16 protein-coding genes are annotated in these 15,854 nt (G+C 68.7%); 10 read left to right on the top strand and 6 right to left on the bottom strand.

The genetic code is table 11. The features are described from left to right. Positions 1–61 precede the first annotated feature (61 nt). From E3T24_RS01900 to E3T24_RS01885, 4 genes are read right to left on the bottom strand one after another with little or no spacing between them, the layout of a single operon-like run. Entirely contained in the window at positions 62–997 is a 936-nt protein-coding gene (locus E3T24_RS01900; protein WP_134365295.1) for an NUDIX domain-containing protein, read from the bottom strand. After that, positions 994–3,168 (bottom strand): RNA degradosome polyphosphate kinase, encoded by a 2,175-nt coding sequence (locus E3T24_RS01895; RefSeq protein ID WP_134365294.1) that lies wholly within the window; start codon positions 3,166–3,168, stop codon positions 994–996. The genes E3T24_RS01900 and E3T24_RS01895 overlap by 4 nt, the downstream gene beginning before the upstream one ends. A 56-nt stretch (positions 3,169–3,224) precedes the next feature. Next, the gene (mshD, locus tag E3T24_RS01890; protein ID WP_134365293.1) at positions 3,225–4,166 is read right to left on the bottom strand and encodes a mycothiol synthase; all 942 of its coding nucleotides are present in this window, start codon (positions 4,164–4,166) and stop codon (positions 3,225–3,227) included. Then, positions 4,141–4,833, bottom strand: coding sequence for a response regulator transcription factor (locus E3T24_RS01885; protein WP_241976268.1), 693 nt, complete (start codon positions 4,831–4,833; stop codon positions 4,141–4,143). Before E3T24_RS01885 ends, mshD begins: the two co-directional genes overlap by 26 nt. Before the next feature lie 73 nt (positions 4,834–4,906). Between E3T24_RS01885 and E3T24_RS01880 the strand changes: the two genes are divergently transcribed. From E3T24_RS01880 to E3T24_RS01865, 4 genes are all read left to right on the top strand, one after another. Beyond that, positions 4,907–5,170 (top strand): hypothetical protein, encoded by a 264-nt coding sequence (locus E3T24_RS01880; protein ID WP_134365292.1) that lies wholly within the window; start codon positions 4,907–4,909, stop codon positions 5,168–5,170. Between the two features lie 155 nt (positions 5,171–5,325). Continuing rightward, the gene (locus tag E3T24_RS01875) at positions 5,326–5,940 is read left to right on the top strand and encodes an FABP family protein (RefSeq protein ID WP_134365291.1); all 615 of its coding nucleotides are present in this window, start codon (positions 5,326–5,328) and stop codon (positions 5,938–5,940) included. Positions 5,941–5,958: 18 nt separating this feature from the next. Further along, on the top strand, positions 5,959–7,152 hold the full coding sequence (locus E3T24_RS01870) for a folate-binding protein YgfZ (RefSeq protein ID WP_134365290.1): 1,194 nt from the start codon (positions 5,959–5,961) through the stop codon (positions 7,150–7,152). Between the two features lie 54 nt (positions 7,153–7,206). Then, a complete protein-coding gene (locus E3T24_RS01865; protein ID WP_134365289.1) occupies positions 7,207–7,959 on the top strand; it encodes a phosphoglyceromutase in 753 nt (250 codons plus the stop codon). Between the two features lie 76 nt (positions 7,960–8,035). Here the strand turns inward: E3T24_RS01865 and phoU are convergent, their stop codons facing one another. Continuing rightward, positions 8,036–8,692, bottom strand: coding sequence for a phosphate signaling complex protein PhoU (phoU, locus tag E3T24_RS01860; RefSeq protein WP_134365288.1), 657 nt, complete (start codon positions 8,690–8,692; stop codon positions 8,036–8,038). Positions 8,693–8,871: 179 nt separating this feature from the next. Between phoU and E3T24_RS01855 the strand changes: the two genes are divergently transcribed. Continuing rightward, positions 8,872–10,026 carry an ATP-binding protein gene (locus tag E3T24_RS01855; protein WP_134365287.1) on the top strand — a complete coding sequence of 385 codons (1,155 nt, stop codon included), beginning with the start codon at positions 8,872–8,874 and terminating at the stop codon, positions 10,024–10,026. Further along, positions 10,023–10,703: a response regulator transcription factor gene (locus E3T24_RS01850; protein ID WP_134365286.1), complete on the top strand. Its 681-nt coding sequence runs from the start codon at positions 10,023–10,025 to the stop codon at positions 10,701–10,703. Before E3T24_RS01855 ends, E3T24_RS01850 begins: the two co-directional genes overlap by 4 nt. A gap of 74 nt (positions 10,704–10,777) precedes the next feature. On the opposite strand, the gene E3T24_RS01845 is transcribed toward E3T24_RS01850, so the two are convergent. Further along, the gene (locus E3T24_RS01845) at positions 10,778–11,257 is read right to left on the bottom strand and encodes a hypothetical protein (RefSeq protein WP_134365285.1); all 480 of its coding nucleotides are present in this window, start codon (positions 11,255–11,257) and stop codon (positions 10,778–10,780) included. Positions 11,258–11,424: 167 nt separating this feature from the next. Here E3T24_RS01845 and E3T24_RS01840 point away from each other — a divergent pair, with 167 nt between their 5' ends. The 4 genes from E3T24_RS01840 (at position 11,425) to rlmB (ending at position 15,725) form a co-directional block, all read left to right on the top strand. After that, positions 11,425–11,907, top strand: coding sequence for a CarD family transcriptional regulator (locus E3T24_RS01840; protein ID WP_134365284.1), 483 nt, complete (start codon positions 11,425–11,427; stop codon positions 11,905–11,907). A gap of 85 nt (positions 11,908–11,992) precedes the next feature. Beyond that, a complete protein-coding gene (gene ispD, locus E3T24_RS01835; RefSeq protein ID WP_134365283.1) occupies positions 11,993–13,204 on the top strand; it encodes a 2-C-methyl-D-erythritol 4-phosphate cytidylyltransferase in 1,212 nt (403 codons plus the stop codon). Continuing rightward, the gene (gene cysS, locus E3T24_RS01830) at positions 13,201–14,616 is read left to right on the top strand and encodes a cysteine--tRNA ligase (protein WP_134365282.1); all 1,416 of its coding nucleotides are present in this window, start codon (positions 13,201–13,203) and stop codon (positions 14,614–14,616) included. Before ispD ends, cysS begins: the two co-directional genes overlap by 4 nt. Continuing rightward, a complete protein-coding gene (rlmB, locus tag E3T24_RS01825; RefSeq protein WP_134365281.1) occupies positions 14,616–15,725 on the top strand; it encodes a 23S rRNA (guanosine(2251)-2'-O)-methyltransferase RlmB in 1,110 nt (369 codons plus the stop codon). The genes cysS and rlmB overlap by 1 nt, the downstream gene beginning before the upstream one ends. The last annotated feature ends 129 nt before the right edge of the window (positions 15,726–15,854 follow it).

The raw sequence follows: 15,854 nt of genomic DNA, 5'->3' as shown, positions 1-15,854 counted from the left end.
AGGTTAACGCATCGTGGCGGGCCGCTATGGGTCCGCCACCACGCGTTGAAGGAATGCCCGGTCAGACCGCGGGCGAGTGGGTTTCGATCGCGACGATCCCGGCGCTCGGATTGTCGGCGGAGAGGTGCACGACCGAGAACGATCCCGTTTCCAGCGCCGCGGCATCCGAAATGTAGGAACCGTATGTGCTGCCCGTGGCGAGGGCGATCTCGTGCAGGATCTTCGGCAGCACCGGCCCGTGGCTGCAGATGACGGCCGTCTTGCGCGACCGCACCCGCTTGCCGATGCCGGACCGCACATCCGCGGTGCCCTGCTCGAACGCGTCCTGACTGTACCGCTCGGTGCGCTTGACCGGGATGCCCGTGGCCGCGGCCAACGGGGCGACGGTGGTCACACAGCGGGTCGCCGTGCTCGACACGATCCGGCGCGGCTGCCAGGCGGTGATCGTGGGCACGATGGCGGTGGCCTGCTTCACGCCCCGCTCGGTGAGGGGCCTGCTGCTGTCCGTGCCGTCCCAGTTGCCCGGCTGCACCGCCTTGGCGTGCCGGAGCGCGATCAGGGCGAACGTGCGGGTGACGCCGGTGTCGACGAGTTTCGCGAACGCGTCGATGATGTCGACGTCGGGCGTGTAGCTCAGGTAGGTTCGGGCCTTCTTGATGGTGACCCACTCGATCGCGGCCACCTCGCCGTTCGGGACGAACGTCGACTGCTGGATGGCTTCCGGGGAGACCTCCGCGGCCCAGTAGTGCACGATCTTCTCGCGTCCGTTGAGCAGAGAGTAGGCCGAGATGCCCAGCGGCACCCCCAGGGCCACGGCCAGCCCGGTCTCCTCTTCGATCTCGCGCACGGCCGTCTGCGGCAGCGTTTCACCCGGATCGAGTTTCCCCTTCGGAATGGTCACGTCGCCGTACACGGTGCGGTGGATCAGCAGGACGTTCATCTTGCCGTCGATCAAACGCCAGCAGACGGCGCCGGCGGCGTAGACGGGGTCGGTCATCGACGGCCCGTTGGGCGCTTGCGGAGGGAGATTTGTTGCATGAGCCTGTTCTGCATGTCGTCGAGCGGCTGCCCGGATTCGTCCTGGTGGTGTCTGGTCCACTCGCCCGAGCTGTCCAGCCACCACGACGAGGTGCGGTCGTCCATCGCCCGGGTGAAGAGGGCGTCGATTTCGGTGAGGTGGTCAGGGTCGACCAGGCGCACCAGTGCCTCGACGCGGCGGTCGAGGTTGCGGTGCATCATGTCGGCGCTGCCGATGTAGACCTGCGGGTCGCCGTTCGTGTGGAAGGAGAAGATCCGCGAGTGTTCGAGGTAGCGGCCGAGGATGGAGCGCACCTTGATGTTCTCGCTCATCCCGGGCACGCCCGGTTTGAGACTGCAGATGCCGCGTACCCAGATCTCGACCGGCACCCGGGCCTGGCTGGCCCGGTAGAGAGCGTCGATGATGGCCTCGTCGACCATGGAGTTGACCTTGATCCGGATGCCGGAGGGCTTGCCGGCCTGGGCGGCTGCGGTCTCCGCCGCGATGCTCTTGAGCAGCCCTCGGCGCAGGTGCAGCGGCGCCACGAGCAGGCGCTTGAACTTCTTCTCGATGGCGTAGCCGGAGAGCTCGTTGAACAGCCGGGTGAGGTCCTTCCCGACCTGCGGGTCCGCAGTCAGGAGACCGAGGTCCTCATACATCCGGCTGGTCTTGGGGTTGTAGTTGCCGGTGCCGATGTGGCTGTAGTGGCGCAGCACCCCGCCTTCGTTCCGCACGACGAGGGCGAGCTTGCAGTGGGTCTTCAGGCCGACGAGGCCGTAGACCACGTGCACGCCGGCCTTTTCGAGCTTGCGGGCCCAGGTGATGTTCGCCTGCTCGTCGAAGCGGGCCTTGATCTCGACCAGCGCGAGCACCTGCTTGCCGGATTCGGCGGCGGCGATGAGCGCTTCCACGATGGGGCTGTCCCCGGAGGTGCGGTACAGGGTCTGCTTGATGGCGAGCACGTTCGGGTCGGCGGCGGCCTGCTCCAGGAACGCCTGCACGCTGGTCGCGAACGACTCGTAGGGGTGGTGCAGCAGGATGTCCCGGCGGCCGATGGCGCTGAAGATGTCCGGTTCCGCGTTGGGCTCGGGCGCGAGCAGCTGCACGGCCGTCGTCGGGACATGCTTGGCGTACCGCAGGTCGGGCCGGTCGATGCGCAGGTCGAACAGGCCGCCCAGGTCGAGCGGCGCGGGCAGGCGGTAGACCTCCTGCTCGGTCACGTCGAGCTCGCGCACCAGCAGGCCGAGGGTGACCTCGTCCATGTCCTCGGTGATCTCGAGGCGGATGGGCGGGCCGAAGCGGCGACGCAGCAGCTCCTTCTCGAGGGCCTTGATCAGGTTCTCGGTCTCGTCCTCTTCGATCTCGACGTCTTCGTTGCGGGTGACCCGGAAGACGTGGTGTTCGAGGATGTCCATGCCGGGGAACAGGTCGCCGAGGTGGTTCGCGATCAGGTCCTCGAGGGTGATGAAGCGCACGCTGTCGACGTTCTCCCGGCGGTCCACGCGCACGAAGCGCGGGAGCATGGTGGGCACCTTGAGCCGGGCGAACTCCTGCTTGCCGGTCTTCGAGTTGCGCACGCGCACGGCGAGGTTGAGCGAGAGCCCCGAAATGTACGGGAACGGGTGCACCGGATCGACGGCGAGCGGCATCAGCACCGGGAAGATCTGGTTCGAGAAGTAGTCGCGCAGGGAACGGCGGTCGGCTTCGTCCAGGGTGTCCCAGTTGACGATGTCGATCCCGGCTTCGGCCAGGGCCGGGCTGACGAGGTCCTGGAACGCGTGGGCGTGCCGGTCCTGCAGCACGTGCGCCGTGGCGGAGATGTCGGAGAGGGCGTCCTGGGGTGCGCGCCCGATGTTGGTCGGCACGGCCAGCCCGGTGAGGATGCGCCGTTTCAGTCCGGCCACCCGCACCATGAAGAATTCGTCCAGGTTGCTGGCGAAGATGGCGAGGAAGTTCGCCCGCTCCAGCGCCGGCAGGTCGGGATCCTCGGCGAGTTCGAGCACCCGCTGGTTGAACGCCAGCCAGCTCAGTTCGCGGTCGAGGTACCGCTCCTTGGGTAACGCCGGATCGTTCACTCCGATCAGGGGATCGAAGTCGTCGTCAAAGTCGCTGCCCAGTCCCGATTCGGTCTGGATGTTATCGCCGTCCATCTCCCCATCTTGACACTGTGAGGCACACGGATGCGACGATCCGGCATGAACACCGGCTAACGAATGTGTCGGTGGTACTGCACATCGACCGTTCGGTCGGTGAAACCGAGGGAGCGGTACAGGTTCACCGCCGCGACGCTGTCGGCCTCCACGTAGAGATCCACGGTGCTGCAGCCGCGTTCGCGGAGGCGGTCGAGGCCGGCCTGCATGAGCCGGCGGCCGAGGCCGCGCCCGGCGGCATCCGGATGCACGCCGATGACGTAGATTTCGCCGACGGGGGAGCCGGGCTCCACCTTGAGCCAGTTGTAGCCGAGTAGTCGGCCGGACGCGGCCTCCCGGGCGAGCAGGAAGTCGCCGGCGTCGAACCAGGATTCCGCCTGGCGGGCCGCGAGGTCCTGCTCGGTGATCAGTCCCTGTTCCGGGTGGCTCGCGAAGACGAGCGCGTTGAGCGCCACCCAGTCCGCGTCGTGCGTGCCGGGCCGGAACGCCTCGATGACGATGCCGTCCGCCGGGTGGGCGAGGTGGGCCGGGTTCGCCGGGTCGGCCCCGTCCGGAACGGGCGGGGCGGCCGTCAGGTCCTTCCGCAGCTGCAGCAGGGTGCGTTCGGCGGCGAACCCGAAGCGTTCGGCCAGGGCCCGGGCCGCCGGGTGGTCACCGTGTGACCACAGGCGGAGGTCGCCCGGGGCATCCGTCAAAAGCCGGCCGAGGGCGTCGCCGCCGTGCCCGAGCCGCCGGGCGGCGGGGTCGATCACGAGGTCGAGTTCGCCCGCGCCGATGATCCCCGCGCCCACGACGCCGGTGTCCGCGTCCCCGGGGTGGGTGTCCGCGTCCCCGCTCGTCACGAGGAACGGCGTGCGCCGCCCGGAGGCCAGGTCGAATCGGGCCTGCTCGTTGAACGGCTGGTAGTCGTCGTGGGCCGTCGCCGCCGCGGCGACGCGGTCGAACTCGGCCGCGAAGGCCGGGTCGGAGAGGTTAGTCGCGGACCGGATGAATGCCACGGGTCCCGTCCTGCTCGGTCACGTTGAAGCGGTAGCCCACGTTGCGCACCGTGCCGATCAGCGATTCCTGGTCGCCGAGCTTGGCGCGCAGCCGTCGCACGTGCACGTCGACCGTGCGCGTGCCGCCGAAGTAGTCGTAGCCCCAGACCTCGCTGAGCAGCTGCTCCCGGGTGAAGACCCGCGACGGGTGGGCGGCCAGGAAACGCAGCAGCTCGAACTCCTTGTAGGTGAGGTCGAGCGGGCGGCCGTGCACCTTCGCCGAGTAGCTGGCCTCGTCGATGACCACGCCGGCCGCGCGGATGGTGGCGGATTCCTCCGGCCGCGGGGTACGACCGGCGGCCAGACGGATGCGGGCGTCCACCTCGGCCGGTCCGGCCGTGTCGAGGATGACGTCGTCGACGCCCCAGTCCGGGCTCACCGCCGCGAGACCGCCTTCCGTGATCACCAGCAGCACCGGCATCAGGCTCCCGGTGGTGCGGAGGATCTGGCAGAGGGACTTGGCCCCGATCAGGTTGGTGCGCGCGTCGACCAGGACCAGATCGGAATCGGGCGCACGAACGAGCTGATCCGGCTGGGCCGGAATGATGCGTGTGCTGTGCGACAGCAATGCGAGGGCGGGAAGAACGTCAGTGTTGACCGCCGAGGTCAGGATCAACAACTGGGCCACGCGCACCCTCCAAAGATCGTGGCCCCATACTAGCGTGCCGCCGAATGATCGCCGGGCAGGGCAGAATAAGAGAGTGAGCTGGCAGTGGAGAAGTGTCGTGGGGGTCTGGGCCTTCGCCGTCGTGTGCGCGGTCCTGGTGGGAGCGTTGTCCCTGCCCGGCCAGCACCTGGTCTGGGTCGGCCTGTCCTTCGCGGGCTGCGTGATCGGAACCCTCTGCGTGCAACTGGCCACCGGCCGTAAGGACGGCTACGTGGACCGTGTGACGCGGAGCCTGGCCGGAGCGGTGGTCGTGCTCGCGGTCGCCTCCGGAATCTTCGCCCTGATTGGCCTCGTCTAGTAATCGAACCTCCCGCGGCGGGATAGAGTGAACGCATGTCTACCCTTGCACTCGAAATCTTCTTCCTGGGGCTTCTCGCGCTGGCGAGCCTGTCGATCGCCTGGGTCTCCGGCATGGTCCTGTTCAAGCTGTTCCGGGGGCAGCGGTAACCTTCGATGTTCGAGCTCCCCACCCAGCTCCCCGCCGAACTCGTTCCACTGTCGTGGCTGCTCGGTGTCTGGGAGGGCTCGGGAGTGCTCGACTATGTCGTCGGCGAGGAGTCGGTCAGCCGCGAGTTCGGCCACCGGCTCAGTTTCAGCCATGACGGCCTGCCGCACCTGAACTACAGCTCGTACACCTGGCTCGAGCCGGAACCCGGCTCCGACAACGGTGAGAAGACCCCACTGATGACCGAAACCGGGTACTGGCGGCTGAGCCGCCCCCAGGGCGCCGGCGACCCGGGTCCCGGCCTGCTGCCAGCGGAGGGCGCGCATCCGTTCGTGACGGCGTCGGCGGTGGAAACGCTCCGCAACGCGGATGGCGGTTTCGACATCGACGTGACCATCGTGCACCCCGGCGGTGTCGCGGAGATCTACCTCGGCGAGGTCAAGGGTCCGCGGATCGACCTCGCGACGGATGCCGTGATGCGCACCCAGGGCGCTAAACCCTACTCCGCCGCGACGAGGCTCTACGGCCTGGTCGACGGCCACCTGCTCTGGGCCTGGGACATCGCCGCACTCGGCCAGAGCCTGCGAACGCACGCCTCCGGACGCCTCAAGCGCGTCGAATAACCAGCTGGAAAGAGCGCCATGACCGCCGCATCCGTGCCCTCAGAAAACGTGCCCTCGGAAAACGTGTCCCCGCTGCTCGAACTCGACGGCGCCGTGCAGGCCGACGGGATCGACGCCGGCGTGGCCGCGCACTACGGCGGCCCCCTCACCGAACAGCGCCGCCTGCTCGCCGGCGAGGCCATCGTCGACTTGTCCCATTACGGGGTGCTGAGCGTCGCCGGGCCGGACCGGCTCACCTGGCTCAACTCGATCTCCAGCCAGGAGCTGCGCCACCTGGCCGCGGGAGAATCCTCCGAGACCCTCCTGCTCGACCCGACCGGCCGCGTCGAGTACGCGATGCAGGTCATCGACGACGGCGTGGAGACCTGGCTGCTCCTGGAATCGGCACAGCTGCCCGGCCTGCACGCGTGGCTCGACAAGATGCGGTTCACGCTGCGGGTGCAGATCGTCGACCACACCCTCGCCTACGCGGTAATCGGGTCGATGGCGGCGGACGTGTCCGCGCTGCCCCTCAGCCCCGCGGCCCCGAACGGTGTTCTGCTGGTCTGGCACGACCCCTGGAACCAGGTCGCGAGCGGTGGCTTCCAGTACGCGGATGCCCCCACTCACCCCGGAGCCGCCTGGCGCTGGACCGAGGTCCTGGTGCCGCGCGCGACCCTGCCCGCCCTGCGCGACTCCGTGCGCCACGGCACGGTCGGCGTCGCCGGCCTGCTCGCCCTCGAAGCCCTGCGGATCGCCGCCTGGCGTCCACGCCGGGCGACCGAGGTCGACGAGAAGACCCTGCCGCACGAACTCGACTGGCTCCGCACCGCGGTGCACCTCAATAAGGGCTGCTACCGGGGGCAGGAGACCGTGGCGAAGGTGCACAACCTCGGCCACCCGCCCCGGCGCCTGGTGCTGCTGCACCTCGACGGCTCGGACTCGGTCCTTCCCGCCCACGGTGACGAGGTCCAGGCGGTGCGGAAGCTGCCGGACGCAACCGAGGAGCACCGCGGCGTCGGAATCATCACCTCCAGCGCCATCCACTACGAGCTCGGGCCGATCGCGCTCGCCGTGGTCAAACGCACGGTGCCGGCCACGGTCACCCTGCACGTGCAGTCCCAGGGCATCTCCGTCGCCGCGGCGCAGGAAGTGATCGTGCCGCAGTCGGCCGGGTCGGTCGCCGAGATCCCCCGGCTGCCGCGCCTGGGCATCCGCACGCCCGGTCGTTAGGTCCCGCCTGCCGCGCTTACTCCCGGCGCCCGCCACATCGGTAGAGTTGAAGTCATGTCAGATGCATACAACCTCATACTTCTCCGTCACGGCCAAAGCCTATGGAACCAGGAAAACCTCTTCACCGGTTGGGTGGACGTCAGGCTGAGCGAGCAGGGAGCCGCCGAAGCCAAGCGCGCCGGTGAACTTCTCGCCGAGTCGGGCCTGCTGCCCGACGTCCTGCACACCTCATTACTTACCCGCGCCATCCAGACCGCGAACATCGCGCTCGAGGAAGCCGACCGGCTGTGGATCGACGTGAAGCGCTCCTGGCGCCTCAACGAGCGTCACTACGGCGCCCTGCAGGGCCTCGACAAGGCGGAGACGCTGGCCAAGTTCGGCCCCGAACAGTTCCAGCTCTGGCGTCGCTCGTTCGACGTGCCGCCGCCCGTGCTGGCCGACGATTCCCCCTGGTCCCAGGCGCACGACGTGCGTTACGCGAACCTCGGCGACGACCTGCCGCGCACCGAATGCCTCAGCGACGTCGTCGACCGGATGCTGCCCTACTGGGAATCCGACATCTCGACCGACCTCCGCGCGGGCAGGACGGTGCTCGTCACCGCCCACGGCAACTCGCTGCGCGCCCTGGTCAAGCACCTTGACGGCATCAGCGACGCCGACATCGCCGAGCTGAACATCCCGACCGGCATCCCGCTGGTCTACCGCCTGGGCGAAGACCTGATGCCTCTCGGCCCCGGCCGCTACCTCGACCCGGAGGCCGCCGCCGCCGGCGCCGCCGCCGTCGCGGCGCAGGGAAACAAGAAGTAGACCGCATCCCCGCACCCCATTAAGAAGAAAGCCCCGGAAGCAGTCGATCGCTTCCGGGGCTTTCTCGCGCTCGGGGTTACGCGTTGGTGTTCTGCTGCCACGCCCCGGTGCCGAGGTACTGCACCTTCTTCGCGATCGACACGGCGTGGTCGGCGAAACGCTCGTGATAGCGGCTGGCGAGCGTCGAGTCGACCGTGTCAGCGGCCTGGCCCTTCCAGGTCTCGCCCAGCACGGCGTCGAACACGCTGAGGTGCAGGGCGTCGACCTTGTCGTCCTCGTTGCGGATGGTCTCGGCCAGGAGCATGTCCTCGTTCGTCAGCAGCTCGGTCAGCATCTTCGCGATCGCCGTGACGAGCGCGCCCATCTCCGCGAACGTGCCGCGCAGGCTCTTGGGAACGACCTTGTCCGGGAAGCGGTAACGGGCGAGCTGGGCGATGTGCGTGGACAGGTCACCCATCCGCTCGAGGGACGCGCTGATCCGCAGCGCGCTGACCACGATGCGGAGGTCGCGCGCGACCGGCTGCTGGCGGGCGAGGATTGTGATGGCGAGCTCGTCGAGTTCGATGGTCAGTTCGTCGATCTTCTCGTCTTCACTGATCGCTTCGTCGGCGAGACTCACGTCGGACTCGTTGAAGGCCCGAGTGGCTTTGTCGATGGAGATCGCGACGAGGCGGGAGATCTCGATGAGACGATCCTGCACTTCGGCGAGTTCCTGCTGGAAAACTTCACGCATGTGTGTGGTCCTTCCTGGGCGCGCGGTACGCGCAGACACGTGAGACGCACCTGGCCCCGTTCACGATCCTTGCGGACCGAGGTGAACGGCAGGTGCCGAGATACTGAACACTACCTGAATCGGTCAGGGCGCCGGGTTGCTTCGTCAGACGACGCAACAAGTATCAGTAATCTGGGTATATGGAATCGACAGGGCTTGTGCTGGTGTCGCTGGCACTCGGCCTCGCCGTCGGCGCCGGATTCATGACCCTGCTGCACGTGGCCGAACGTCACGGCCGGCGGGCGGCCGAGGTCGTGAACCCCGCCGTTCCCGACGGCATCGACCAGGTGCTCGACGCGCTCGAGACCGCGGGGGCCGTCCTCGATCCCTCCAACAACGTGGTCAAGGCCTCGCAGGCGGCGGTGTCGATGGGGCTGGTCTGGAACCGCCAGCTGGTGCATCCGGAACTGCTGGAACTGGCCCAGCGGGTGCGACGCACCGGCGAGCCGGTCTCGGAGAACCTCGTGCTCTCCCGTGGGCCCTTCGGCGACGCGAGCATGCGCGTGCGCGTGCGGCTGGCCCGGCTGGGCACACGGTACGTGCTCCTCCTGGCCGAGGACCGCACGGAGGCGTTCCGCCTCGACGAGGTGCGCCGGGACTTCGTCGCGAACATCAGCCACGAACTCAAGACGCCGATTGCCGCGGTGGGATTGCTGGCTGAGGCGCTCGAGCAGGCCGCGGACGAGCCGGTGCAGGTGCGGCGCTTCGCCAGCCGCCTCACGACCGAGTCCGGCCGGCTCACCCGGCTGACCCAGGAGATCATCGAACTCTCCCGTTTGCAGGCCCAGGACGCCCTGACCGAACCCGAACTCCTTAACGTGGACACGATCGTCGCCTCCGCGGTGGACCTGAGCCGGGTGGTGGCCGACGCGGCGAAGATCACCATCGCCGTCGGCAAGAAGTCCGGCGCGCTCGTGAACGGTGACGAGCGACTACTCGTGATGGCGGTGCACAACCTCGTCGCCAACGCCGTGAACTACTCTCCGGAGGGGGCGAGGGTCGGAGTGGGGGTGCGCCGCAACGACGGCGTCGTCGAGATCACCGTCACCGACCAGGGTGTGGGCATCCAGGAAGCCGACCTGGAACGCATCTTCGAGCGCTTCTTCCGGGTGGACCAGGCTCGGTCCAGACACACCGGCGGCACGGGCCTGGGGTTGTCGATCGTCAAGCACGTGGTGCAGATCCATGGCGGGGACATCCGCGTCTGGTCCCAGCCCGGCAGCGGCTCGACATTCACCATCCGCCTTCCAGAGGCACCACACCCCGCCCCGGCGGCGATAGGAGACACCCCGTGACCCACATTCTGCTGGTCGAAGACGAGCGTGCGCTCAGCGAGCCGCTGAGCTTCCTGCTCGAGCGGGAAGGGTACGAGGTCACGGTCGCCGAGGACGGACCGAGCGCGATCAGCGAATACGATCGCACCGGCGCCGACCTGATCCTGCTCGACCTGATGCTCCCGGGCATCCCGGGCACCGAGGTGTGCCGGGAGATCCGCACCCGCTCCTCGGTGCCGATCATCATGCTGACCGCCAAGGACTCCGAGGTCGACATCGTGGTCGGCCTCGAACTCGGGGCGGACGACTACGTCACCAAGCCGTACTCGACCCGGGAACTGCTGGCCCGCATCCGGGCGGTGTCCCGGCGGCGCACCGAGGAGGTCGCCGAGGACGACACCGTGCTGGCGGCCGGCACGGTGCGGATGGACCTCGAAAGTCACACGGTCACGGTGTCCGACGACACCGTGAACCTGCCGCTGAAGGAGTTCGAGCTGCTCGAATACCTCTTGCGCAACGCCGGCCGGGTTCTCACCAGGGGCCAGCTGATCGACCGGGTCTGGGGCGCCGACTACTTCGGCGACACGAAGACGCTGGACGTGCACATCAAGCGGATCCGTTCACGGATCGAGTCCACCCCGTCGGAGCCGCAGATGCTGGTCACCGTGCGCGGGCTGGGCTACCGCTTCGAAGCCTGACCGCTCGCGCGGCGTGCCGACGCCGGCCAAGCCCCGCGGGGCCCGGCCGGTCGCGCCTGGTCGGCTGCTGGTGGTTACGGCGCGGCGGTCGGAACGAGCGTGGAGTAGGTCTCCAGGGAGCCGTCCAGGACCGGAACCAGCAGTTCGATGCCGGTCTCGTTGCCGTACTGCATGAAGACGGGGAAGAGCGAGCCCGGCTGGGTGTCGGCGTCGGTGACCGACACGGTCGGGGCATCCGGTGTACCGATGGTCACGCTCGAGTTCGCGTCGACGTTGACCTTCTGGGTGACCTTCTCCGTGGCCCCCTTGTACTGCACGTTGAGGCTGTGCGCCGAGTCTCCGGTGTTCACGACCGTGACCAGGAGACTGGCGGTGGAGCCGTCCTCGGACAGCAGGACCGCATTGCGGATGGCGAGGTCGCCCACATCGCCGCTGACGCCGTCGCTGGCGTCATACTTCGCCGTCGTCGACTGCGGAGCCAGCAGATTGCAGCCGCTGGTTCCCAACAGGATGCCGGCCGCCACGACGACGGACACGATGATTCGAGCTCTCACAAGACCTCCACAACAGTTCACCGTTTTGCCCGATGGCCAAACGCTGCAAATTTCGCTTTGGCACCAGCTTACTGGCTGGAGCGGGCCGCCCGGCGCGCCAATCGGCGCGGCGAACCCTACCACCGACGGCTGTGGTATCATAGACGCTGCTGAAGGGATATCCATACATGCTTTTTGAGGTCGGAGAAACCGTCGTTTATCCCCACCATGGAGCCGCAACGATCACCGAGGTGAAGACGCGGATCATCAAGGGTGAAGAAAAACTGTACCTGAAGCTCAATGTCACTCAGGGTGACCTCACCATCGAGGTGCCCGCCGAGAACGTCGACCTGGTCGGCGTTCGCGACGTGATCGGCAAAGAAGGACTCGACAAGGTGTTCGAGGTGCTGCGCGCGCCGTTCACCGAAGAGCCCACCAACTGGTCTCGCCGGTACAAGGCCAACCTGGAGAAGCTCGCCTCCGGTGACGTCATCAAGGTCTCCGAGGTCGTCCGCGACCTGTGGCGCCGCGACCAGGACCGCGGCCTGTCCGCCGGCGAGAAGCGCATGCTGGCCAAGGCCCGGCAGATCCTGATCTCCGAACTGGCCCTCGCGGAGAAGACCGACGAAGAGAAGGCCTCCACCGTTCTCGACCAGGTCCTCGCTTCATAACCACGCTCTCGTTGGAAGGCGGCGCCGTGAGGTGCCGCCTTTCGCGTTTCCCCTGCCGCACGACCCCACCAGATAGCCTCCTGATATGACTGAATCCCCCGCGCCCGTGGTCGCGGTCATCGTCGTCGCCGCCGGCAGCGGCAGCCGGCTCGGGCACGAGCTGCCCAAGGCCTTCGTCCCCCTGGCCGGCGCCACCCTGCTCGAGCGCGCCCTGGTGTCCGTGTTCGGGATGCGTGATCCGGCGCAAGTCATCGTCGTGGCGCCGGAGGACCGCCTGGCCGTCGCGCGCGAGCTGGCGGCACGGGTGAGCGACGACGCATCCGTTCTCGTGGTTGCGGGCGGCGCGACCCGGCAGGAGTCCGTCAACCGCGGGCTCGCGGTGCTCGGGCCCGAGGTGCGAACGGTTCTCGTGCACGACGCGGCCCGGGCGCTCACTCCCTCCGCGCTGTGCGACGCGGTCGTCGATGCCGTCGGCTCGACCGGGCACGGGATCGTGCCGGGGCTTGCCGTGGTGGACACGATCAAGAGCGTGTCTGGCGCCGGGGTGATCACGGGAACGGTGAACCGGGCCGAGTTGTCCGCCGTGCAGACGCCCCAGGGATTCCCCCGGGACATGCTGGTGGCCGCCGCCGCCGTGGCGACCGCCGAGGCGACCGACGATGCGTCCGTCGTGGCGGCCGCCGGGCACCCCGTCAGCGTGATCCCCGGCGACCCGCTCGCCTTCAAGATCACCACCCCCTGGGACCTGCGCCGGGCCGAATCCCTTCTCCGGGGCAGTTCCCTGCCGGGCGCGTCCGCCCCCCGGGTGGGCACCGGCATGGACGTCCACGCCTTCGACGAGGACTCCGACCTCTGGCTGGCGGGTCTGCACTGGCCGGGGGAGCGCGGTTTGTCCGGCCACAGCGACGGCGATGCCGCCGTGCACGCCATCTGCGACGCGCTCCTCTCCGCTGCCGGCCTCGGCGACATCGGCGGGATCTTCGGCACGTCGGACCCTCGTTTCGATGGCGCCCACGGCGACGTCTTCCTGGCCGAAACCCTCCGACTGGTGACGGCGGCCGGTTTCCGGGTCGGCAACGTCGCGGTGCAGATCATCGGCAACCGGCCGAAACTGAGCCCCCGGCGGTCTGAAGCGGAGGCGCTGCTCAGCGCGCTGCTGCACGCTCCGGTCAACGTGTCGGCGACGACGACGGATACGCTCGGCTTCACGGGCAGGGGCGAAGGCGTTGCGGCGATCGCGACCGCCCTGATTCTCCCCGAACGCCCCGCGAACCCTGACCTAAGCTGGGAAGCGTGACCATGCGACTGTACGACTCCCGGGCCCAGGCCCTCCGTGACTTCACTCCCCGCGTGCCCGGCGCCGTGGGGGTCTACGTCTGTGGACCCACCGTGCAGTCCTCCCCTCACATCGGGCACCTGCGCAGCGCCCTCGTCTACGACCAGCTGCGTCGCTGGCTCACCTACCGGGGCCTCGACGTCACGTTCGTGCGCAACGTCACCGACATCGACGACAAGATCCTGGCCCATGCGGCCGGCACCACGGAGCAGTGGTGGGCGCTCGCGTACCGCTACGAGCTCGAGTTTACGGCCGGGTACCAGCGGCTGGGCATCCTCGCCCCCAGCTACGAGCCGCGCGCGACCGCCAGCATCCAGCAGATGCAGGACCTGATCTCCCGGCTGATCGAGTTCGGCCACGCCTATCCCGCCGACGACGGATCCAGCGACGTCTACTTCGACACCGCGAGCTGGCCCGAATACGGGGTCCTGACCCGCCAGCAGCGGGGCGATATGGAAGCGGCCGCGGATGCCGACCCGCGCGGCAAGAAGGACCCTCGCGACTTCGCCCTCTGGAAGGGCCATAAAGCCCAGGAGCCCGAGTCCGCCTCCTGGCCGTCCCCCTGGGGCTCCGGCCGTCCGGGCTGGCACATCGAGTGCTCGGCGATGGCGGCCCGGTACCTCGGCCCGCACTTCGACATCCACGGCGGCGGACTCGACCTGCGCTTCCCGCACCACGAGAACGAGTTCGCCCAGTCCGCTGCGGCCGGTGACGGATTCGCGAACTACTGGATGCACAACGGGCTGGTCAACGTCAACGGGCAGAAGATGTCCAAGTCGCTCGGCAACTCCGTCTTCGCCGCCGAGCTCCTCGGCCAGGCCCGCGCCATCGTCGTGCGCTACTACCTGGGGGCCGCGCACTACCGCTCCACCATCGACTACCACGAGGATGCACTCGTCGAGGCCGAAGCCGCCCTCGAACGCATCGAGAGCTTCCTCGACCGGGCCGACCGGCGCCTGGCCGACACCCGGTTCGCGGGCTCCGGCGTGGAGATCGTACCGGACGAATTCGCCGCGGCCATGGACGACGACCTCGCCGTCCCCCAGGCCCTCGCCGTGCTGCACGAGACCGTGCGCACCGGCAACGCGGCGCTGGACGCCGAAGATCTGCACGCCGCGGCAGCCGCGCGTGGGCACGTTCTCGCCATGAGCGAGGTCCTGGGGATCAACCCCCTCTCGCCCGGCTGGTCCGTGTCCACGGACGAACCGGCGATGATCGCGCTCACCGCACTCGTGGAGCGCCTTCTGGATGACCGCGAAATCGCCAGGCAGGGCCGCGACTATGCGGCCGCAGACCGTATCCGGGACGAGCTCGTCGCCGCCGGAATTACCATCGAAGACACCCCGTCGGGTGCCCATTGGAGCTTTGACTGATGAAGAACTTAGACCGCAAGTCCCGTACCGGAGCCGTGCGCAAGGGCAGCCGGGGACCGCAGGTCGGCTCCGGCGGCCAGGGCCGTCAGGCCCTCGAGGGCAAGAAGCCCACCCCGAAGGCCGAAGACCGTCCGTACCACCCCGCCGGCAAGCGCAAGGCAGCCCAGGACCGCTTCACCGCGGCCGGCGGCGGCCGCAGCCGCACCGGCGCGGGCCCCAAGAGCGCGCCTCGCGGTGCCAGCACCGGCAACACGGGCGGCGGCGGAGCGTCGACCCGTCGCGCCAAGCAGATCGACGAGCATGAGGTCGTCACCGGGCGCAACTCCGTTCTCGAGGCGCTGCGGGCGAAGATCCCCGCCACGGCCCTGTACATCGCCACGCGCATCGAGATGGACGAGCGGGTGAAGGAGGTCCTCACCCTGGCCACCACCCGCGGCATCCCGGTGCTCGAGGTGATGCGCCCCGAACTCGACCGTCTGGCCGGCCGCGATTCCGTGCACCAGGGCCTCGCGCTCAAGGTGCCCGCCTACGAGTACGCCCAGCCGCTCGAGTTGCTCGAACTGACGATCAGCCGCGGCCACAAGCCCCTCTTCGTCGCGTTAGACGGCATCACTGACCCCCGCAACCTGGGCGCGATCATCCGTTCGACGGCCGCGTTCGGCGGTCACGGCGTGATCGTGCCGCAACGTCGCTCCGTCGGTGTGACTGCGTCGGCCTGGAAGACCTCCGCCGGCGCCGCGGCCCGCCTCCCCGTCGCCATGGCGACCAACCTGACCCAGACGCTCAAGTCGCTGAAGGAGCAGGGCGTGCTCGTCATCGGCCTGGCCGGCGACGGCGATACGCAGCTGCCCGAGCTCGGCATCGGCTTCGCCGAACGCCCGATCGTGATCGTGGTCGGCAGCGAGGGCAAGGGCCTGTCCCGCCTCGTCACCGAGACCTGCGATGCGATCGTCTCGATCCCGATCAGCGCGTCGACCGAGTCGCTCAACGCCGGCATCGCGGCCGGAGTGACCCTCTACGAGGTCTCCCGCCTGCGCGCCGCAGCCAAGGCCGCCAAGGCAGTCAAGTCCGCCGCCGCCGCAGCGGCGAAGGCCGCCGCCGCGTCCTGACCCCACCCGCCCAACCGGGCACCCGCCCAACCGGGCACCCGTCCCGTCCCGTCCCGTCCCGTCCCGTCCCGTCCCGTCCCGTCCCGTCCCGTCCCGTCCCGTCCCGTCCCGTCCCGTCCCGTCCCGTCC

Source organism: Cryobacterium sp. TmT2-59 (assembly GCF_004403545.1).
Lineage (GTDB): Bacteria > Actinomycetota > Actinomycetes > Actinomycetales > Microbacteriaceae > Cryobacterium > Cryobacterium shii.
The sequence above is the reverse complement of the archived record's forward strand: the minus strand, read 5'-3'. Positions and strand labels throughout refer to the sequence as shown.